Source organism: Flavobacterium sp. N2550 (assembly GCF_025947265.1).
GTDB classification, from domain to species: Bacteria; Bacteroidota; Bacteroidia; order Flavobacteriales; family Flavobacteriaceae; genus Flavobacterium; species Flavobacterium endophyticum.
Genome location: NZ_CP110007.1, coordinates 3,509,903 through 3,530,264, shown reverse-complemented (window position 1 = coordinate 3,530,264; position 20,362 = coordinate 3,509,903). Strand labels below are relative to the sequence as shown.

Annotated in this window: 21 protein-coding genes; 18 read left to right on the top strand and 3 right to left on the bottom strand. The window is 41.7% G+C overall.

The features are described from left to right. Positions 1 to 49: 49 nt before the first annotated feature. Together OLM56_RS15685 and OLM56_RS15680 are read left to right on the top strand one after the other, a co-directional pair. Positions 50 to 946 (top strand): carboxypeptidase-like regulatory domain-containing protein, encoded by an 897-nt coding sequence (locus OLM56_RS15685; RefSeq protein WP_264527635.1) that lies wholly within the window; start codon positions 50 to 52, stop codon positions 944 to 946. 155 nt (positions 947 to 1,101) lie between these two features. Continuing rightward, on the top strand, positions 1,102 to 1,704 hold the full coding sequence (locus tag OLM56_RS15680) for a hypothetical protein (RefSeq protein WP_264527634.1): 603 nt from the start codon (positions 1,102 to 1,104) through the stop codon (positions 1,702 to 1,704). Between the two features lie 42 nt (positions 1,705 to 1,746). On the opposite strand, the gene OLM56_RS15675 is transcribed toward OLM56_RS15680, so the two are convergent. After that, a complete protein-coding gene (locus tag OLM56_RS15675) occupies positions 1,747 to 3,546 on the bottom strand; it encodes a hypothetical protein (protein WP_264527633.1) in 1,800 nt (599 codons plus the stop codon). A 173-nt stretch (positions 3,547 to 3,719) separates the two neighbouring features. Here OLM56_RS15675 and OLM56_RS15670 point away from each other — a divergent pair, with 173 nt between their 5' ends. The 11 genes from OLM56_RS15670 to OLM56_RS15620 all read left to right on the top strand — a co-directional run bounded on the left by OLM56_RS15670 (position 3,720) and on the right by OLM56_RS15620 (position 12,019). Next, a complete protein-coding gene (locus tag OLM56_RS15670; RefSeq protein WP_264527632.1) occupies positions 3,720 to 4,475 on the top strand; it encodes a helix-turn-helix domain-containing protein in 756 nt (251 codons plus the stop codon). A 32-nt stretch (positions 4,476 to 4,507) separates the two neighbouring features. Beyond that, positions 4,508 to 5,668, top strand: a complete 1,161-nt coding sequence (locus tag OLM56_RS15665) for an FAD-dependent oxidoreductase (protein ID WP_264527631.1) — start codon at positions 4,508 to 4,510, stop codon at positions 5,666 to 5,668. A gap of 85 nt (positions 5,669 to 5,753) precedes the next feature. Next, a complete protein-coding gene (locus OLM56_RS15660; RefSeq protein ID WP_264527630.1) occupies positions 5,754 to 6,320 on the top strand; it encodes an AAA family ATPase in 567 nt (188 codons plus the stop codon). A gap of 69 nt (positions 6,321 to 6,389) precedes the next feature. Then, on the top strand, positions 6,390 to 6,917 hold the full coding sequence (locus OLM56_RS15655; protein WP_264527629.1) for a GNAT family N-acetyltransferase: 528 nt from the start codon (positions 6,390 to 6,392) through the stop codon (positions 6,915 to 6,917). A 27-nt stretch (positions 6,918 to 6,944) separates the two neighbouring features. Next, positions 6,945 to 7,307: a cupin domain-containing protein gene (locus OLM56_RS15650; RefSeq protein WP_264527628.1), complete on the top strand. Its 363-nt coding sequence runs from the start codon at positions 6,945 to 6,947 to the stop codon at positions 7,305 to 7,307. A gap of 6 nt (positions 7,308 to 7,313) precedes the next feature. Continuing rightward, the gene (locus OLM56_RS15645) at positions 7,314 to 8,195 is read left to right on the top strand and encodes an AadS family aminoglycoside 6-adenylyltransferase (RefSeq protein WP_264527627.1); all 882 of its coding nucleotides are present in this window, start codon (positions 7,314 to 7,316) and stop codon (positions 8,193 to 8,195) included. A gap of 64 nt (positions 8,196 to 8,259) precedes the next feature. Continuing rightward, positions 8,260 to 9,132 (top strand): alpha/beta hydrolase, encoded by an 873-nt coding sequence (locus OLM56_RS15640; protein WP_264527626.1) that lies wholly within the window; start codon positions 8,260 to 8,262, stop codon positions 9,130 to 9,132. 86 nt (positions 9,133 to 9,218) lie between these two features. Further along, positions 9,219 to 9,845 (top strand): hypothetical protein, encoded by a 627-nt coding sequence (locus OLM56_RS15635; protein WP_264527625.1) that lies wholly within the window; start codon positions 9,219 to 9,221, stop codon positions 9,843 to 9,845. A 131-nt stretch (positions 9,846 to 9,976) separates the two neighbouring features. Continuing rightward, positions 9,977 to 10,213 carry a hypothetical protein gene (locus OLM56_RS15630; RefSeq protein ID WP_264527624.1) on the top strand — a complete coding sequence of 79 codons (237 nt, stop codon included), beginning with the start codon at positions 9,977 to 9,979 and terminating at the stop codon, positions 10,211 to 10,213. 52 nt (positions 10,214 to 10,265) lie between these two features. Then, positions 10,266 to 11,270: a T9SS C-terminal target domain-containing protein gene (locus OLM56_RS15625; RefSeq protein ID WP_264527623.1), complete on the top strand. Its 1,005-nt coding sequence runs from the start codon at positions 10,266 to 10,268 to the stop codon at positions 11,268 to 11,270. A gap of 203 nt (positions 11,271 to 11,473) precedes the next feature. Further along, a complete protein-coding gene (locus OLM56_RS15620) occupies positions 11,474 to 12,019 on the top strand; it encodes a hypothetical protein (RefSeq protein WP_121374718.1) in 546 nt (181 codons plus the stop codon). A 90-nt stretch (positions 12,020 to 12,109) separates the two neighbouring features. Here the strand turns inward: OLM56_RS15620 and OLM56_RS15615 are convergent, their stop codons facing one another. Both OLM56_RS15615 and OLM56_RS15610 read right to left on the bottom strand, forming a co-directional pair. After that, positions 12,110 to 14,467, bottom strand: coding sequence for a glycosyltransferase (locus OLM56_RS15615; RefSeq protein ID WP_264527622.1), 2,358 nt, complete (start codon positions 14,465 to 14,467; stop codon positions 12,110 to 12,112). Between the two features lie 54 nt (positions 14,468 to 14,521). Continuing rightward, complete coding sequence (locus OLM56_RS15610; protein ID WP_264527621.1) at positions 14,522 to 14,785, bottom strand: hypothetical protein; 264 nt, start codon at positions 14,783 to 14,785, stop codon at positions 14,522 to 14,524. Between the two features lie 363 nt (positions 14,786 to 15,148). On the opposite strand from OLM56_RS15610, the gene OLM56_RS15605 reads away from it, so the two are divergent. The 5 genes from OLM56_RS15605 (at position 15,149) to OLM56_RS15585 (ending at position 20,359) form a co-directional block, all read left to right on the top strand. Next, positions 15,149 to 17,338: a glutamine synthetase III gene (locus OLM56_RS15605; protein WP_182492342.1), complete on the top strand. Its 2,190-nt coding sequence runs from the start codon at positions 15,149 to 15,151 to the stop codon at positions 17,336 to 17,338. 457 nt (positions 17,339 to 17,795) lie between these two features. Then, positions 17,796 to 18,632, top strand: a complete 837-nt coding sequence (locus OLM56_RS15600; RefSeq protein WP_121374714.1) for a hypothetical protein — start codon at positions 17,796 to 17,798, stop codon at positions 18,630 to 18,632. 61 nt (positions 18,633 to 18,693) lie between these two features. Then, the gene (locus OLM56_RS15595) at positions 18,694 to 19,212 is read left to right on the top strand and encodes a hypothetical protein (protein WP_147406551.1); all 519 of its coding nucleotides are present in this window, start codon (positions 18,694 to 18,696) and stop codon (positions 19,210 to 19,212) included. Positions 19,213 to 19,216: 4 nt separating this feature from the next. Further along, complete coding sequence (locus OLM56_RS15590; protein WP_264527620.1) at positions 19,217 to 19,945, top strand: curli production assembly/transport protein CsgE; 729 nt, start codon at positions 19,217 to 19,219, stop codon at positions 19,943 to 19,945. 15 nt (positions 19,946 to 19,960) lie between these two features. After that, positions 19,961 to 20,359 carry a curli production assembly/transport component CsgF gene (locus OLM56_RS15585; RefSeq protein ID WP_264527619.1) on the top strand — a complete coding sequence of 133 codons (399 nt, stop codon included), beginning with the start codon at positions 19,961 to 19,963 and terminating at the stop codon, positions 20,357 to 20,359. The last annotated feature ends 3 nt before the right edge of the window (positions 20,360 to 20,362 follow it).

Here is a 20,362-nt window from a genome sequence, read left to right as displayed (position 1 = left end):
ACAGATTTCGTTAAATTTGGAAAAGTATAAACCATAAAATCAGCTTACTATGAACAAGACACAAGAAGCACGCCTGCGAATGAGCAGGGCCGTAGAAGCCCATGGAGACAGCAACGCTGTAATTATCGCCACAGTACCCGCCTTTCAAGAATCGTTTCTTTTACTCAAGACCAACAATGCGGCCATAGTAGCAGCATTCCAGCAAGAAGACCTGGTCACCAAAGGAATCACGACCGACAAGGTGGAAGCCAAAAAAGCACTGGCCATGATGGCCATAGACATCGCCCTGCCGATTTCTGCCTATGCCGTCAAATCAGGCAACAATGAACTCAAGGAAAAAGTTAGTTTTTCATTTTCAGACCTATTCCGCACTAAGGATGGACAAGTAGGCTCGCGTATCCGCAACATTAGCGATATCGGAAAAGAACACCTGTCGGGGCTGGCACACTACGGAATCAACCAGTCTGCCCTCGATACCTTAGAAGCCATGATTGACGACTATGAGCAGAAGGTACCGAATCCTAAGAATGCTGCGGCTATCAAAAAAGCAGTACGCGAGAACATCAAAAACCTATTTGCGAAGAACGCCCTCCTTTTAAAAGAACACCTCGACAAGACCGTTGTAGGCTTTAAGAAGAACTATCCCGATTTTGTATTGGCCTACAAAGCCAACCGCGTGATTATTAATCTTTCCTCAACCTCCACACAGCTCAAGGGCAAGATTGTCGATACGCAAGGAAAACCCATACCCGATGCCGTAGTAGCCCTGAACGGCACGGCCTTTACCGCTGTTACAGATGACAACGGACACTACCAGATGAAAAGCATTCCTTACGGAATGATCATTGTGACAGCCAAGGCCAGAGACTACCAGCCGTTTAGCTCCAGGCCATTCCAAATCAAAAGAGGGCAGATCAACAACCTTGATATGACACTCTCCAAATAAGTAGGTTTGCGAACAAGAGGCCTTTCAACAGAAAGGTCTCTTGTTTATAAGAAACACACTATCTAAAAAAAACAATAAGCTCTCAAGCTTTTTTAATATATTCGTGTCGCATTGATACGAATGACAAGCAATGCTGTACTATTATACAAGAAACGATGGAAACACTACGCCAAAGAAAACTTTTTATTACTCGCGAAATAACGCTGCTAGAAGCAAAGCTTAATTATAAGACCTTAAAATACGGTAACGAGAACGAATATAAGATTCGATATGAAGATATACGCGAAAAAAACTCATATAAAGACATGCAGCTTATTTTTGCTATTATCGCAATAGGATTTTTCGTAATCGCTTTGCTTGGTTTTTCATTTGCCGAGACGGAAGGCGAGTCGTCTGGCTTAGAAATGTTTATTATTTTCGGAACAGTAGCTGTCGGTTTTCTAGGCTTTTATTTACTGAACCGCAAAAGCTTCTGGAAGATCAAGCTTGCAAATAATACCTTTCTTCTCGTCGAAAAAGACAAGCCAAGCGTACTAGAGACCAATACTTTTTTGGATATGCTATACGAAAAAAGAAATGCCTATTTAAAAGAAACCTATTTTCAGATAGATTCAAACCTTGAGTACGACTACAATTACCATAATCTGAAATGGCTATATGATATTGAGGTAGTGACCAAAGCAGAACTAGAAGAAAAGTATGCCGAACTGCGGGCACTTTATAAGTCTGATAAAAAATCAATCGGATTTGAAAGATAATACCGCATAAAAAACCGAAACAATAACTGTTTCGGTTTTTAGTTAGCAGGGTATTCCAATTTCTATTCTTTCAATCTCCTCCTGTAACACGCTCCATGGATCAGCATCCATTCCCAAAACTACAGAAACCGACTCGAACAATTCCTTATAATACGCAATCCCCCCAAGCAAGTTCTTCTGAAACGCTGTCCATTTCTTTAGCTGTCCCGCCGTAGCCGCAGCGCCATATTGCAGCACCTCCTTTTTTAAATAATCGATATACAGCCGCGCCTCTTTTACAAACAAATTCGGACGGTCCGGAAAACCCATCACAGAACCGTTGCCGTAAATATGGCGTACCATATCATACAGCGTCACCTCTCGGTCAAAATACGCCATATTAGGTCCCGGGCAGACCACAACGCCCTGCGCTTCGCCCTTTACCGTGATGCCCTGCTCCAGATACGACGCATTGGCAAGCCCCACGCAGAGGCAGGCTTTTTCCGTAATGTCAAACCGTTTCTTTTTATACGCTTCAACACTAAGCCCCTCTTTCTCATGCTCTACTAAGGCCAGTTGATGCTCCTGATACTTGCGTGATGCCGTACAAAGCCCCTTCTCATCAAGCGTCTTATCCAGCGCAAGGTATTTCTTTGGACACGAACTCCCCGGACGTCCTAAATCGATGCGGTGCTGTTTCAGCCGCTCGTTCGTCGTGCCCCGTACCGTATTAAAAGGCACGCCCAACGGCGAGATACGACTCAAGTACAAATCCTTTTCGCCGGCGGCAGCCAGCAGCTTTCGGGTTTCACCATCAACAGAGGTAGCCTCGGGCACCAGCAAGAAAGGAGAGCCCCATCCCACGGCATCGGCCCCGTACTGCTGCAGTAAAAAATCATGCTCAGCCGCCGTACCCACGCCCCCTTGCACCGTAATCTTTAACGGCAGCGGCTGTGCCGGAACCGGAAGCCCTTTCTGTTCCAAGGCTTTCGACAACAGCACGTGCGCTCCCGCCGCCAGCTCATTGCGTTTCAGCCGAAACTCCTCCAATATCGGGCCCAGCAGCAGCCCTTCCGTAGCAAACGCATGCCCGCCGCAGTTCAGTCCCGACTCGATACGGTATTCCGACACCCATAAGCCTTTCTTGGCCAAAAAATTTCCCTGTATCAAGGCAGATCGGTAGTCGCTCACCTTCAAGACGATTTTTTTCTCGAGCCGTCCCTCCACATCCGGAAAAAAACAGCCAAAGCTTTCCAGATAGCTGTAGAGCCGCGGATTCATGCCTGCAGAAAATACGACCGACGATTGCAGCCGGCTCATCGCAAAGCCCCGCAGGGCCGTATGGGCATCGCTAAAGGCAGGCGGAAGCAGTTCGTTTTTGTCATAAGTATCCCTGTCGACTTTCGTCATGATGTTCACGTCGATAGCCCCCGGCGAGAAATGCCGCTCCAGAAAGTCGCGTACGCTCTGTCCCAATTGGTTGCCGTTCTCGAGCAGTTCGAGCAGTCCCTTTTTGAAGTCCGATTGGTTCGGCAGCATGCCGAGAAAACGGTCGAGGGCCAGCCGGCTTTCCGAAAGCTCCAGTTTAAAGGCCTCAAATTTCTCGCCGACGATACGGTCCATCAAGTTGAGGTAGCTTTTGATGCGTTCCGCACGATAATCATGAAATTTTTTGGTAATCTCCTGATACGGCAGGCTAAATTTCTGGCTGTAAAACGCGCTCATCTTTTCGATAAGCTCATCATCGACTATAGAAACGACAGAAGAAATTCCGTACTGTGCGACCCGTATCGGACTGTCGATCGTAAACGAAAGTCCCATGACAGGAATATGGAAGGTATGGATAGAAGGAGTAGTGGTCATGTAATACAATTTAAAAGAATCGCAAAGATGGGCAAACCTGTTCGTCTAAAAGATGATAAATATCAGCTTCGGCGCGGCAAGAAGTAATGATGCTTTGCGCAGGCGACTTTTTTTAGTAATTTCGTAGAGCAGTGAGGCCAAGAAGCTATAGTACTGCCAGCATACAGTAAAGAATGGAAAGCCCGCTACTATACAAGATTGCCAAGCCCGATCCCTCGATAGCCGATTATGTCGAAAGCTTCTGGATGCTTCATAGCACCTCGGCCGAGCCCAAAAGTATCATCGTGCTGCCCGATGGAAGGATCGATATATTGTTTTCCTATTCCGATTCAGACCCTTTCGAAGGCAACCTTCGCGGACTCGATACCGAACCTTCGTATACCGAACTGGAACCCGGACGAATCATGCTTGCCGTCAGCCTTCGCCTGCTTGCAGTAGAATACCTGCTAGAAGGCAGTGTTTCTTCGCTGCTGAATAACGGATGTATTCTGCCTGCCGATTTTTGGGACATCACAAAAGACGACCTGTCCAATTTTGATTCTTTCTGCCATAAGATAACCCAGAAGATACAAAGCCTGATACAGACCAGTCCCGATAGCAGGAAGCTACGGCTTTTTGAACAGATTTATGCTTCTAACGGTAGTATGACGGTAAAAGAACTTTCCGAAACAGCCGGATGGAGCAGCCGGCAGATCAACCGCTATTTCAGCAGCCAGTTCGGCCTTCCGCTCAAGACCTATTGCGACATACTACGGTTCAGGGCCTCTTTTGACCACCTCAAAGAAGGCAAGCTGTTCCCCGAGCAGGACTTTGCCGACCAAGCCCATTTCATACGCGACGTCAAGAAGTTTTCCGGCGTGCCTCCCAAAGCCTTATCCCAAAACAAAAACGACCGATTTATACAATTTTCACTGTTGAAGAAGCAATAGTTTTGCCTTGTAAAACTTAAATTTTCAACACTATGGTACTACAAGACAAAAAGATAGCCATCGTAGGCGGCGGTCCCGGAGGACTCACGCTCGCCAGACTTTTGCAACGCAAGGGCGCCAACGTAAAAGTATACGAAAGAGACGCCGGACGGTTTGTAAGAGTACAAGGAGCCACGCTCGACCTGCATGACGACTCAGGACTCAAAGCCCTTAAACAAGCAGGCCTTATGGATGCCTTTAAGCAAAACTACCGACCGGGAGCCGACAAGATGCGTATTGCCGACAAGCACGCACACATCGCTTACGACCAGCACGAAGAAGAAGAGAGTCGCACCGACTTTGGCCACGAGCACTTCCGTCCCGAGATCGACCGCGGGCCGCTGCGCGACATCCTGCTCGATTCATTAGAGCCCGAAACGGTCGTATGGAACAGCCACATACTGTCGCTACAGCAAGAAGAAAAGGGCTGGACGCTGTTCTTTCAAGACGGTACGACAGCAACGGCCGACCTGGTCATAGGAGCCGACGGCGCCAATTCAAAAATACGTCCCAATCTCACGTCCATCAAGCCGTTTTATTCCGGCATCACTGTCGTAGAAGGCACGCTGTACGAAGCCGAAAAGAACGCGCCCCGTATCCATGAGCTCGTCAAAGGAGGCAAGGTCTTTGCGTTTGGCGACAGCAAATCCATAATCGTCAGTTCCAAAGGCGACGGCAGCCTGGCTTTCTATACCGGATGCTGGAGAGACGAATCTTGGGTACGCGACAGCGGTATCGATTTTAAGGACAGCCAATCGGTAGCCGCCTGGTTTCAAAAAGAATTTTCAGATTGGGATGCTGTCTGGCAAGAATTAGTAACGGCCAAAGGAACCTCTTTTGTTCCAAGGCCGCAATACTACATGCCGCTCGACCAGACTTGGGAGGCCCGTGCCGATATGACCTTGCTGGGCGATGCCGCGCACCTTATGCCGCCCTATGCAGGAGAAGGCGTGAACATGGCCATGCTGGATGCTTTAGAACTTAGCGAATGCCTCACGTCGCCAGAATATGCAGACATGACTACTGCCATCGCACAGTACGAAAAACAAATGCGCAGCAGGGCCTCGCAGACCGCAAAGATGACTCTAGAACAGACCGATGCCCTGCATTCAGAAGGAGCCATCGACCACATGCTGCGCCTGTTTGAAGAATAAAGAAAACCAAGGTACCCTTGCCGCGCCAAAAAGCCGCTTTTTCCTAACTTTGAAAGCAGTATCAAAAAGACAATAACAGACTGATATGAAATTCCAAAACGAACATTTTTACATTCTTACGGGCGGACCGGGGGTAGGCAAGACCGCTGTCTTAGACGAGCTCCAAAAAAGCAGCTACAGTACCGTGCCCGAAACCGCACGCGCAATCATCAAAGAACAGATAGCCACAGCAGGAGACGCGCTCCCGTGGAAAAATAAGGAACGTTATATGGAACTGATGCTGCAGGCTTCTGTAGAAAGCTATAAAGAAGTGGCAGCGGCAGCTAGTCTGTCGCCTTTATTTTTTGATCGAGGTATTTTAGATGCTTTTTGTTATGCGGCTATCATAGGCAAAGATCCAACGCCCGAGATGCAAGAAATAGCCGCAACCTATCGCTACAGTTCTACCGTTTTTATCTTCCCGCCCTGGAAAGCCATTTATGAAACCGACAGCGAAAGAAAGCAAGACTGGAACGAGGCCGAAGCCACCTTTGAACAGATGAAAAAGACCTATGAAGCCTACGGCTACAAAATCATTGAAGTACCAGAAGGCACTGTTGCAGAAAGGAAAGATTTTATACTGCACCAGATCCACAAGCAAGAACAGAAGTAAGTAAACCGCCCAATCGAGCTTTATTTTTTATAACTTCGTGTTCAGCAAGAAAACGCTGCTAGAGCAAGTATGGAAAGCAAAGAATACATCGTACGAAAAGCACGGCCTTCCGAATTTGAAGAAATCGGAAAGCTGATGGTAGCAACCTATTCGCAGCTCGAAGGTTTTCCAAAACCGTCAGAGCAGCCCGATTACTATAAAAAGCTGGCTGCCGTTGGCGAATTTGCCGACAAGCCCAGTGGAGCGCTTTTGACAGCCGTTTCTCCTGCAGGAACTATCGAAGGTGGCGTGGTTTATTTTGGCGATATGCACTACTATGGTTCCGGAGGAACTGCCACGCAGGAAAGAAACACTTCAGGATTCAGGCTTTTGGCCGTAAGCCCCTCCGCAAGAGGCAAAGGCATCGGCAAGTTGCTGACCGAAGCCTGTATCAATAGAGCCAGAGAAGACGGCAACAGGCAGATCATCATCCATACGACAATGGCCATGCAGACCGCCTGGAAAATGTATGAACGCATGGGATTCAAAAGATCAGAAGACCTCGATTTTATGCAAGGGGAACTGGCCGTTTACGGATTCAGGATGCTTTTAGAATAAGACACAATAACAAGTCACGGTAACGAAATGGAAAAAGTAAACATAACACAAAAGCTTTCCTTATTCAACGATTATTGGAATCCAAGAATTGTCGGAGAGCTGAACGGACAGCACGTCAAGCTGGTCAAGTTTCAAGGAGAATTTGTCTGGCACAAGCACGATAACGAAGACGAGATGTTCATGGTTGTCAGCGGCCAGTTTCAGATGGAATTTCGCGACAAAACTGTAGAACTGAAAGAAAACGAATTCCTGATCGTGCCGCGAGGCGTAGAGCATCGGCCGGTAGCACCGCAAGAAGTCTCTGTTTTGCTTTTTGAGCCCGCAACCACGCTGAATACAGGCGACGCGGAAAACAGCGAACTGACAAAACGCACCCTAGATACCCTATAACCGGCAATGGAAAACAAGCGAGAAATCCAATTGATGGAAATTGTAGACTGGGCCGCCTCCAACGAGGCTATCAGGGCAGTACTCTTGACCAGTTCGCTCGTGAATCCCTATGCCCCAGTAGACCCGTTCAGCGATTTGGACATTGAGTTTGTCGTAAGCGACATCCAGCAGTTTTTATCAGACGATACTTGGGTTGAAAGCTTTGGCAAAAAGATAGCCATGATTGTCGAAAACGAAGACGCCTTTGAAGGCAGGCACGCCATGCGGATGGTCTTTTATGAAAACTATACCAAAGTAGACTTCAAGATCTATTCCGTAGAAAAATTTTTAGAAGATGTGGCAGCAGACGAACTCCAAGAAGATTGGGATGTAGGCTATGTCGTGTTATTAGACAAAGACGGTCTTACAAAAAACATGAAGCCGCCTACCTATGAAGCCGTAATGATCCACAAACCTACGGAGCAGGAATTTGCCACGCTGTTTAATGATTTCTGGTGGGACATGACCTACGTAGCCAAATGCCTTTGGCGCGGCGACCTGTTCTACGCCAAGTTCATGTCCGAAGATAACATGCGGACGCAGTACTTCACCACAATAATCGAATGGCATATCGGATTGGAGCACGATTGGAAAGTCTCGACCAATAAAAAAGGAAGGCTGTTTAAAAAATACCTGCCGCCAGTCCTATGGAAAAAAATTGAAGCCACATTCTCTGGAAGCGACATAGAAGACAACTGGCGTGCCCTGTTTGCCTATGCCGATATCGGCTCAGAATTGGGAATAGAGATGGCAAAAAAGCTCGGCTATCCCTATCCGATAGAACTCGAGCAAAAGATAAGGACCTATCTGGAACACGTACGGACCATGAAAAAAAAGGAAGAGCTATAAACACCGCAACGTTCTCTTCAAGATGTTGAAATTAAATCGTTAATTTGAATCAATATATTCGCTTATGAAAAATATAAAGCTACTCTTAGCTGTTTTCTTCCTGCTGTCTGGCCTCGCTTCGCAAGCAGCCAAAGTAGATACGCTAGCCATTCCAAGCACCGCTATGGGAAAAACCTACAACGCGGCGGTAGTCTTGCCGAACTCGTATTCAAAAAGCAAATCCAAATATCCGGTGATGTACCTGCTCCACGGAGCCTACGGACATTTTAGGGACTGGCTGAAAAGCACGCCGAATAAAATGACGGTCAAAGACCTGGCCGATCAATACGATATCATTATCGTCATGCCAGAAGGCCAGACGTTTAGCTTTTACCTCGACAGCCCCGTAAACAAAGGAAGCCAGTTTGAAACCTACATCACCAAAGAAGTCGTCCAGAAAATCGACCAGACCTATAGGACGATCCATGAGAAAAAGGGACGTGTCATCACGGGCCTTTCTATGGGCGGACACGGCGCTTTGTATTTAGCGACAAAACACCCTGACCTATATGCCGCAGCCGGAAGCATGAGCGGCGCCGTCGATATGGGAACCATGAAAAACATGGGCGTAGACGCGCCAGAAAGAATAGACAAACTGATGGAGCCTGTTTTCGGGCCGGAAGGAGCACCCCAAGAAGTATATGCAGCCCATGCTGTGCTGAATATGGTTGACAAGATGAAGGCAAACGCCCTGCCGATGATTATTGATTGCGGCGTAGATGATTTTTTGATCGGACCCAACAGGGAATTGCACAGAAGGCTTGTCTACGGCAAAGTGTCTCATGAGTATACCGAACGCCCTGGCGCCCACACTTGGGAATATTGGGAGAATGCACTGCCGTATCATGCTTTGTTCTTTTCAAAAATTTTTAAAGCCAATGGCACTGTAGCACAATAATATAAGAGACAGTAATTTAAAAGACAAAATAAAAAGATTTTTAAAACGTTCTTTCTATACGCTATTAAAACAAGTAAACCCACATAATGAAATTTCTACAAGCAATTGTTCTCTTGATATCCCTTAATGCTATGGCGCAAGCGGATATCGGAATCGGAATCGTATCTGTAAAATTGAACGGACAGACGGTACTGAAACTATACGCAGATCCTTATGACAAAGAACCCAAGCACATTCTCGAGTTCTTTAACGATGAAAACACAGAAAGCCTCGACCTCAAAGATTTCGAAAATCATGAAAAATGGCTGAAACCCGAAATATTTGCTATAGAAGACAACCAGCTCATTTTTAGATGCAAGTCGGAAGAACGATTTTGGGTCGAAATAATTGTAAACAACGAAACAGGAGAATCGTATTGGCTCAGGAAAACCAAAACAACCGACCTCAATACCTGGGAAGGATTCTTGAAAGAAATGTTTATGATTTCCCGAAATGATTTTCCGCAAGAAATCAGGACACAGCCCAACGATGAAGCCAAAGAAATCCAATTTGATGGAGACGAATGTTTTCAAGTCAAGACCATGAAAGGCGATTGGATCCAGATCTTCACAGGCCCGCATTGCGACGATGTTGGCGGCGGCAGTCTGAAGTCAGGCTGGATACGGTGGAAAGAAGGCAGCAAGTTGCTCATTGATTATTTTTTGACGTCGTAAACTAGTTGAGAAATAACAAAAAGGCTTTCAGGATGTATTTCCGAGAGCCTTTTTTTGTTAAAACACTTATGGAGTAGGGGATTCTCTATTTCAAATCCCGTACTTTGTAGTACAAGAATTTTAGCCTCACCATGATCAAAAAACTAAAAGAAGAAATCCTGCTGAAAGACGCTTCCATAAAAAAAGTACAGTTTGACAAATATTGGTTTTACGACCTGAAAGATGTAGAAGATTATCTGAATGAAGACCTTTCAGAAGTAGAATGCATACACCTGCCTTTTTTAATCGATGAGGTTAGGGTCAACACCAAATGTGCCACGCTAGAAGATATAGAACGCGCAAGAAATACCGAAGGCAAAACTTTTTAGCCGAACACAATCCATTTCTTTTTCGTTATTTTTATGCGGTAAATAAAAAAACATGAAGACTCTCTGCTGGCTCGTCGTCCTTCTGAATATTGCTTTTACTTTAGGTGCAAGAGCGCAGGTTTCGGGCTGTACAGATCCGCTGTCTAAAAACTACAATCCGCAAGCCACATGGAACGACGGGAGCTGCGACTATAAAAAAGCAAAGATAAAACCCGATTTTTCTAAAAAGCTAGACAAGAAATTACACGAAACTTCTGGCCTTCTCTTTTGGGATGGAAAACTGTGGACGCAGAATGACGACAAGGATACAGCTCTTTATGCCTTAGACACGATTTCCGGCGAAATACAGCAATCGTATGAATTGAAAAATGTGGCAAATAAAGACTGGGAGGAGATTTCGCAGGATAGCAGCTATCTTTATATAGGCGATTTCGGAAACAACTCGGCTGGCAACAGGAAAGACTTACGCATCCTGCGAATTGAAAAGAATTCGCTTTCCATAGATCCAGTAATTGATACGATCCATTTCAGCTATTCCGATCAGATAGATTTCACGCCTTCAAGAGCCAACAAGACAGAGTATGACGGCGAAGCTTTTATCGTTTCAAAAGACAGCATCTATATTTTTACCAAGCAATGGACATCTCAGAAGACGGCGGTATATTCGCTCCCGAAACTTCCAGGCCAGCACATAGCGAAATTAAAAACAATACACGATGTAAGAGGATTGATTACCGGAGCCACTTTTTTAGAGTCAAAGAATTTGGTCGTCTTATGCGGCTATACCAAACGACTCAAGCCTTTTTTATATCTCTTATACGATTTTAGCGGCGCTGATTTTTTTGCCGGAAACAAAAGAAGAATCAAGCTGCGGCTGCCATTCCATCAAGTAGAAGGAGTTGCCACAGAAAACGGATTGCAGTATTACCTGACCAATGAAAATTTTTCCAGAAAGCCTTTTATAAACAAACCTCAAAAATTCCACAAGGTGGATTTGAGCGGTCTTTTGAAAGCATATTTAGAAAAGAAAAAAGGAATAGTTAGAAAGGAAAATTAGTAGTGATTTATTATTTTTTGAAAAAGACGGATTATTTAAAAGAAAATATATTTTTAGTTTATTTAATTAATATGTAATAAGTTACAACCTTTTTAAGGAAAGCCAAACCTAGAGAATCGAATAAAAAAGTATTAAATTTCTCTAAAAACTTTTTTTTGGCTTTATTTTTGGAATACATTTATAAACAAATAAAAAATAACATTATGAAAAGAATATTTTTACTTTTAGCTATTGTCGGAATGACAGCATTACAAAGTTGTACTAACGATGACGATCGTGTTGATAACGACACAATTGCAGAGGTTTTTGAAATCAACCAAAACACAACTTTCAACGCAGGAAACGGTTATAAAATTAACTACTCTTTGCTTCCTCCTATTTTCAATTCAGACATGATTATGATATATAGGCTTTCAGGTACTGCAGGAGGACAAGATGTATGGGAAGCACTTCCACAAACGTATTTCTTTAGCTCTGGAGCTGAGTATTTGCAATATACTTTTGACTTTACTGTAAATTCAATCAATATTTATATTGATAGTAATTTCCCTGCTGAAGAAGAACCAGCATTTTCTGTAAACCAAGTTTTCCGTGTCGTAATTATTCCAGGCTACCTGTCTAACAAAGCAGCAAATTCTGGTAAAGGAGCTACAGCTGCACCTGCAGTTGACCTTAGCGACTACAATGCAGTAATCAAAGCATACGGATTGAATGACAGCAATGTGAAAACATTAGAATCCAGAAAATAATATAGAAATAAAAAAGAGGCTTCGGCCTCTTTTTTTATGCCCATAAAAAAAGCCAGCTAAACAGCTGGCTTTTTTGCAGTGAATTAATAATTAACTCTTTAGAAGCAAAAGTTTTGTTGCTTTTAATTTTTTGCGGAAGTAAATCGTATTTGCATTTCCGAAATAGCGTGCTATTGTCAGTCTGGCCATCAAATAACTCAAAGTAGATTCGGCGCCTTGGTTAAGGTTTACGTTGTTTTCTTCAAGTCCGTCGAAACAGCCGCCCGTACACGGATTGTAAATAATCTGTTTTAGATGATTGTTGCCCAAGAACCAGTTGAAAGCAATTTCCATCTTATTAAGGTATTCTTCATCCTTAAAAATATCATGGAACTTACGCAAGGCTAAGATAGTATACGCCACATCAATTGGCTGTTCTCCATAACTATGCTTGTCTTGCCCTTTAATATGCCAGCTCTTGTTGGAAATTACTTTGATACTGTTATCAGAAAAAGTATTGTCCAGCAAGAAGTCAAAAGATTCTCTTGCAATTTCTTTATATTCTTCCTTATTCGTGACAGCATAAGCACAAAGAAGCGCTTCAGGAAGTACGCTGTTGGCATAGGTAAGGTAGCTTTCAAACCATTTCCAGTTTATAGAGCTTTCATGCTTGTACATCTGCACCAGCCTGTCGGCAAATATTTTGATATAGATTTGATTGTCGAGATCTTTCACCTGTCTGTTGAAATAATACAGTCCTTTGATAATAAAAGCCATCGCTCTTGTCGAGTGCATCTTTTCAGTTTGCAGCATGGCTTTCCTGAATAGGGCTTCAGCTTTTTTAGTAAAATTTGAAGGCAGCATAGGAGCCAATGATACCAAATATCCTAAAGCCCATATCGCACGGCCGGAGCTGTCTTCAAGATTTACAGAATTATTTTGAGGTGTGAAATTTTTGTCTACATCCACATAATTCTTGAATTTTCCATCATCGTCGATACAATAGGAAATAAAGTTCAGATAAATGTTGATGTATTTTAAGTCCTCAATATCTCTTGTGAGCTTGTAATCTTGGCACAAAGCAATTAACGCTCTGGCATTGTCGTCAAGCGTATAGCCTGAATTTGGATCAGGACGGTTTAATTTTGAAAACTGGAACATTCCGAATTCAGTAGTCATCTTTTTAATATGATCCAAGTTGAGTTTCGGATTCCTGTAATGCAGTTCTATTTTTCCGCCTGAAACTTTCTGGAATAATACGGCATGCGCCACTGCTGAATTTTCCCAAGCGGTATGCATGATCTTATGAAGACCATTCAGTATCATATTTTTTCGCAAGCCGATATCATAAATAAGCAAATTCACGGCTTCGGCTAATTGTTTGGAGTTTCCAAAGTCGAAAGTAAGTCCAGAACCATCGGCAAGCATTTCTTTGGCATGTGGAATCGGCGTAGAAACAATCGCACAACCACAGCTCATGGCATACGAAAAAGTACCGCTGACAGCTTGGTTCGGATCTTTAGAAGTGAAAAGATAAATATCGGTCAGTTGCAGATAATCCAGTAATTCATTCAACGGAAGATATTTGTTTACGAACTGCACATGATTTTCAAGTTTCAATTCTTTGATTTTTTGCTGTAAGGAATCGCGATACGATTCTCCTTCATGCAACACAACGCCCGGATGGGTCTTGCCTATAATTAGGAAAAGCACGTCTGGGCTTTTATTTATAATATTTGGCAGCGCGTCTAAAGTCGTCTCAATGCTTTTTCCAGAACTAAGAAGTCCGAAAGTAGAAAGTACCTTTCTGCCTTTGACGCCATATTTGGCTTTCAACGCATTTTTGTCGGTATGCGGTACCAAGTGGGTTCCGTGCGGAATCACGCTGATTTTTTCAGAAGCTACCGTATAATCTTCTTTAAGGATGGCTTCTGAATTTTTTGTCATTACAATTATAGAATCCGCCCTGTCAAGAATATGCTGTACCTTTTTCTGGAATTCAACATCGGGTCTCGGCAATACCGTATGGAATACAACTACCAAAGGCTTCTCGATTTCTAATAAGAATGCATTGAAGCTCTCATTGTCCTGGAAAAGCCCAAACTCATGCTGAATTACGACTACCTTAATATTGTCATCATTATTTATAGTTTCTGCAATAGCCCTAAATGAAGCAGGATCAGAAGTATTTAAAGTATATTTTACTTCTTCGTCGGCATACAGATGTTTTTCGTGTTCGTTTTCCAGAGCGCAAACGGTCAAGGAAAAAGAACTTACATATTGATTGTTCAATGCTTTCATCAAATCTTGAGAATAGGTGGCAATGCCGCACTCTCTCGGAGGATAGGATGTTATAAATAAGATTTCCGGCAATTGCTCGTCATCTCCAAGCGTATTGACGCGTGATGGAAAGACAAGACTGTCTGATTTTAAGATAGGAGTAGCGGAGTTGTGTGGTAGGTTTTTCATATTCCTTTTCAGTTTTTGGCAGTTTCTTATTAGTATAGTTCTCTAGCGATGGATTTATGGATTAACTTGATGTGCCCATTCATTAGCTCTGTCTTTCGCTTTATTAGCCAAAGCTTCACCGTCTTCCAAAGCACTATTGAATTCTTTTTTTGCCTTGCGCTGCAATTCGTTCAGTTTGCTTTTGAAGTTGTCTCTTGCCTCAAGGGCTTTTTCAGACAGCTTGTTCTTTTTGGATTTCTTTTTTGCGACTATAAGTCCGACTACAGCTATGGCAGCGACTCCTACGGCAATACCTAAAACTAATTTTTTTGAGCTCATAACGATTGTTTTTTAGTGATTAAATATCTTGGATTCTAAAATTAGTTATAAAGTAGTAAAAGTGTATTTGTGTTATGTAATGTTTAACATAATTAACAAATCATTGATTTTTTAGTATTTATTTTGAATTGTTTTTGTTTTTAATGAATATTATATAATTCTTAGATTAAGTTATAAAATTCTGAATGACTAATAATAGTCTTTTAAATGTATGTTTAGTGTTTTTGATATATTTTAGGGGTGTATGGTATGTTATTTTATAAAATTATAGGTTTGACCCTAAAAAAAATAGGGTAAAAATAATTTCAAGTAATAAAAATTATATCTTTGCATCAAATTAATCAGAAATCTAAAATCACTCTTATGTCGACATTTCGTTTTCAAGCATTAGCACAGACGGCTGGAAGAAAGCCGGTTAAATTTGAAGAACTGGAAAGAAAATCTGCAATTTTTGGCAGCAATGTATTTAATGACAAAGCCATGCGCCAATTTTTAACGCAAGATGCCTATCAAGGTGTAAAAGACGCCATCCAGCACGGAAAAAAAATTGATAGAAAACTAGCAGACTATATTGCTCTTGGAATGAAAGAATGGGCATTGACAAAAGGAGTAACACATTATACGCACTGGTTCCAGCCTTTGACAGGAACGACTGCCGAAAAGCATGATGCTTTTTTTGAAACATCATATGACGGAAGCGATCCAGTTGAAAAATTCGGCGGCGGACAATTAGTGCAGCAAGAACCAGATGCTTCTAGCTTCCCGAATGGAGGAATCAGAAACACTTTCGAAGCTAGAGGATATACCGCTTGGGATCCTACATCTCCTGCTTTTATTTTTGGAACGACACTATGTATCCCTACAGTTTTCATCTCCTATACAGGTGAAGCTTTAGATTATAAGACGCCTTTGTTGAGAGCTTTGCACTCTATCGATGAAGCTGCAGCATCTGTTTGCCGCTATTTCGATAAAAACGTAAAGAAAGTCACTGCAACTTTAGGATGGGAACAAGAATATTTCCTTATCGATTCAGCTTTGGCTAATTCTCGTCCAGACATATTAATGACAGGAAGAACATTATTAGGACATACTTCTGCAAAAGGACAGCAATTAGACGACCATTATTTTGGTTCGATTCCGACAAGAGTCCTTACTTATATGAGAGAGTTGGAATACGAGTGTATGCTTTTGGGAATTCCAGTAAAAACACGTCACAACGAAGTTGCACCGAACCAATTTGAGCTGGCTCCTATTTTTGAAGAAACCAACCTAGCTGTAGACCACAACTCATTGTTGATGGACGTAATGCAGAAGGTTGCAGAACGCCATGATTTTAAAGTACTATTCCACGAGAAGCCATTTAAAGGCGTAAACGGTTCTGGAAAACACAACAACTGGTCTTTGGCAACAGATACTGGAGTAAACTTATTAGGTCCAGGGAAAACGCCGATGAGCAACCTGCAATTCCTGACTTTCTTTATCAATACAATCAAAGCAGTACACACGCACGAAGAATTATTGAGAGCTGCAATTGCAACAGCGAGCAACGATCACCGTCTTGGTGCCAACGAAGCGCCGCCTGCAATCATCTCAGTTTTCATCGGTCAGCAATTGACTAAAGTTTTAGAAGAATTAGAAGGTGTTTCTAAAGGAAAACTATCTCCTGAAGAAAAAACCGACCTTAAATTGAATGTAGTAGGAAAAATTCCAGACGTATTATTAGACAATACAGACAGAAACAGGACTTCGCCATTTGCATTTACAGGAAACAAATTTGAATTCAGAGCTGTAGGTTCTTCTGCAAACTGCGCAAACGCAATGACTACTTTGAATTCGATCGTTGCAAAACAATTGATTGATTTCAAGAACGAAGTCGATGCCTTGATCGAAGGTAAAGACATGAAGAAAGATGACGCCATCTTCAACGTATTGAGAGAATACATCAAGCAGACAAAAAATATCCTTTTTGAAGGCGACGGTTATAGCGATGCTTGGCAGAAAGAAGCGGCAAAGCGAAAATTGAGCAATTTCAAGACAACTCCTGAAGCTTTAAAAGCGAAAGTTTCTAAAAAAGCAATCGAATTGTTCCAAGAATTAGGAGTAATGAACCACGTAGAAGTTGAGGCTCGTTATGAAATCGAAATGGAAGAATACACTAAGAAAATCCAGATTGAAGGAAGAGTTCTTGGGGACATTGCTAGAAATCATGTAGTTCCGACAGCTATTCGCTACCAAAACCTTTTGATCGAAAATGTAAGAGGTCTGAAAGATATCTTCGGAAAAGAATATGAGACCATTGCTAAAGAGCAGATTTCATTAATCAAAGAAATTTCCGGACATATCGAAGGTATCAATACTAAGGTAGAAGAAATGACGGAAGAACGCAAAAAAGCAAACAACCTTCCAGATACAGAAAAAATGGCAATAGCTTATTGCAATAAAGTGAAGCCTTATTTCGAAATCATCAGAGAACACTGCGATAAGCTAGAACTTTTGGTAGATGATGAAATCTGGACACTGACTAAATACAGAGAATTATTGTTTACAAAATAATCTGCTATACACAAACAACACAACAACACAAAAAGCCTGCTCAAATAGCAGGCTTTTTTTATGAAAAATAAGAAACAAGAAGATAACGAATTATTAATAGCAGAAAATTTGTACACTTTAATTTCTACAAAATTGTTTTTTGCAAACAATCTCTTACGAAATAGTTAATCTAATATGATGTAAATATGAATTTTTTAATTATTTTTTTAAAAATGTATTCAAAATGATGTATTTCATCCGATATTTTGCACAATTCATAGAAAAGTTGGTTTTTGACTCGCTTTTCTTGTAGTTCGGATTTTGTTTTTTGTAAAAAAGAAATACCTTTGAAAAGCAAGATACCACAATTGCAATCCAAAAATACTTCATTATAACAGGCTATTCTATGGCCTCCCTCTAGAACTTTTTTCGACCCCCAATATTAAATTGTAATTATAACCAATTAAATATTTTTATTATGAAAAAAGTGATTTTGAGCATCTCAGTGATGCTGGTAAGTGCAGTTTCTTTTGCACAATTCAACGACAGCAACGTGTTGCAGTTAGGAGGATCTAACAATTCGTCGGTTAACCAAAAAGGATCTTACCAAGACTCAGACGTAAGACAACAAGGAAACAGTAACGTTTCAAATGTTACACAAGGTATCAATCCTAACAATTCTTCTGCTTCTAACCACAACAAAGCAGACGTGAAGCAAATCGGAAACTTAAATAATGCATTTGTTTCTCAAAACAACCTTTACAATGAAGCTTACCAAGTTCAGACAGGAAATAGCAACCAAGCTACGATCTGGCAAGACCAATTAAACCCAACTGCAGGAAACGGAAATGACTGGGCTAAGCAATTGCAAACAGGAAACAACAACAAAGCTACCATTGACCAAGGTACTTCTGGAAACGAGATGCCAACAGGTGCTCCTTTCAGTGCAGAAGCTCTTGGATTTGTAAGTGCTGTTACAGTTCCATTCATGCCTCACGGATTCAATGATGCGTTACAAACTCAAGTAGGTGACTTTAACGTTGCTTATACTAGCCAAGGCGGTGAGTTGAACGACTCTAAAATTACGCAAACAAGTACAGCCGTAGCTGTTTCTGGAGCAAACAAAGCAAGCCACTACCAATATGGTAAAGACAATGATGCCTTGACTACTCAAAACGGATTCGGACATCTTGACAATACGCTTCAAATAGGAAACTACAACTATTCTAATGTTATGCAAAGCGGCAACAACCAAACTAGCATGAACGTTCAAAAAGGAAATTCTAACATTAATAATGTTACTCAATCTAACTAGTTGAACACTAAAAATGGGGCGGCCACACAAGGCAGCCCCATCTTTTATAAAACAATAACTTATGAAACCTTTATTTAAGATAATGCTCTTTGTCTTTGGGCTTTTCTTTCAAGCTGCATTCGCACAGGAAGAAGAAAATCCGGGATTTGATCAATATAGCTCGTCTATTTTTGATTCAAAAGAAAAAACATTGCATGTGGTTTCAAGCATGAATCCAGAACAATCAACCTCAGTGTTATTGCAAAAAGGGGATGTTTTGGTACAGCAGATCGGAAATTATAATTTGTTCAATGCCAATCTGAAAGCCAATGATGTTGATATTTCTGTGCTTCAAAATGGTAACGACAATGCCGTTTCCTTAACAAAACAAGCCAATACCATAACACAAAGAATTGTACAGTCTGGAGAAAATAATGCAATACAAGATTTTACCTATTACACAAGGTATGATGTAAATACGCAGATGATCCAGCAGGGCAATAATCAGAATATCCAAAGCTATGGAACCAATTCGCTTTCAAAAGATATGAAAGTGACCCAATCGGGCAATGGTTCGTCAGTCATTATTTTAAACCATTAGAACAATGCAAAGATATCTTCCATATAGCCTTTTTATAATGTTGCTTTTTGCTCCGGTTTCTTATTCGCAGCTGTCGAATACTCAGGTCAAAGCAAAAATACATCTAGAAGAAATTGAAGGAACCATAAAAATTACCGGTACTGCGGAAAATTTAACCGATATCGTTCAAAGCTTATCGTATAAATTATCAGTAATAAAAAAGAATAAGACAAGTAATAATCAATCTAATAATGCCCAAGAAGGACTTTTTACCTTGGAGCCAAGCGAAACAAAAAAACTGTCGACAACCCAAGTAAATTCTGGGAAAGATGACGAAATTATTGTGATGCTCCTTTTTTATGATAGCGATAAGAAACTTGTCGGAAAGGACAGGATTGTTATCGGCGAAGAAAAAAAAAAGGATGAAGGAATGATTCCCGCAGACGGTTTCGAATTGTCAGGTATTGTTACCGATGACACGAAAACCAAAGCAGGCAAAGACTTTTATGACCTATATTTTTACCGATATAATGACCTAAAAGTCAATTCCAAAAAGATGGTTACTGTTAGTGAAGAATTGAGTTTTGCAAGAAATACAAAAATTATAATAAGCATAGAGAACAATGTGATCTACGAATTTTTAGTGAATCCAGACGAAGAATTCCTGAGTCTTGTCGCCGGAGATGCCGTCAATGTGACCTATGCCTATCTTAAAAACTTGGAGAAACAAAGCCAATACATCACTCAGTATTAATTTATTACTTAAATTATGAAACTCCTATCCACTGCAATTATCATTTTGCTGGCACATGCCGCAAATGCCCAGGATTTGGTCTATAAGCCCAAAAATCCAAACTTCGGAGGTGATACGTTCAACTACCAGTGGCTTCTAAGTTCTGCAGAAGCTCAAAATAAATTAAAGGATAATACTGCTGCATCTAAGACAAAAACAGAATTAGAAAGCTTTACAGAAAACCTAAACTCGCAGTTATTAAACCTAGTTTCCAGATCATTGTTCACGCAGCAATTTGGCACTAACGGAATTTCCGAAGGAAGCTATACATTCGGCAGCCTTTCTGTCGAAATTTTTCCCTCAGAAAACGGACTGACCGTTACCATTCTGGATACCAACACTGGAGAACAAACCCAAGTTATCATCCCAAAATAACAC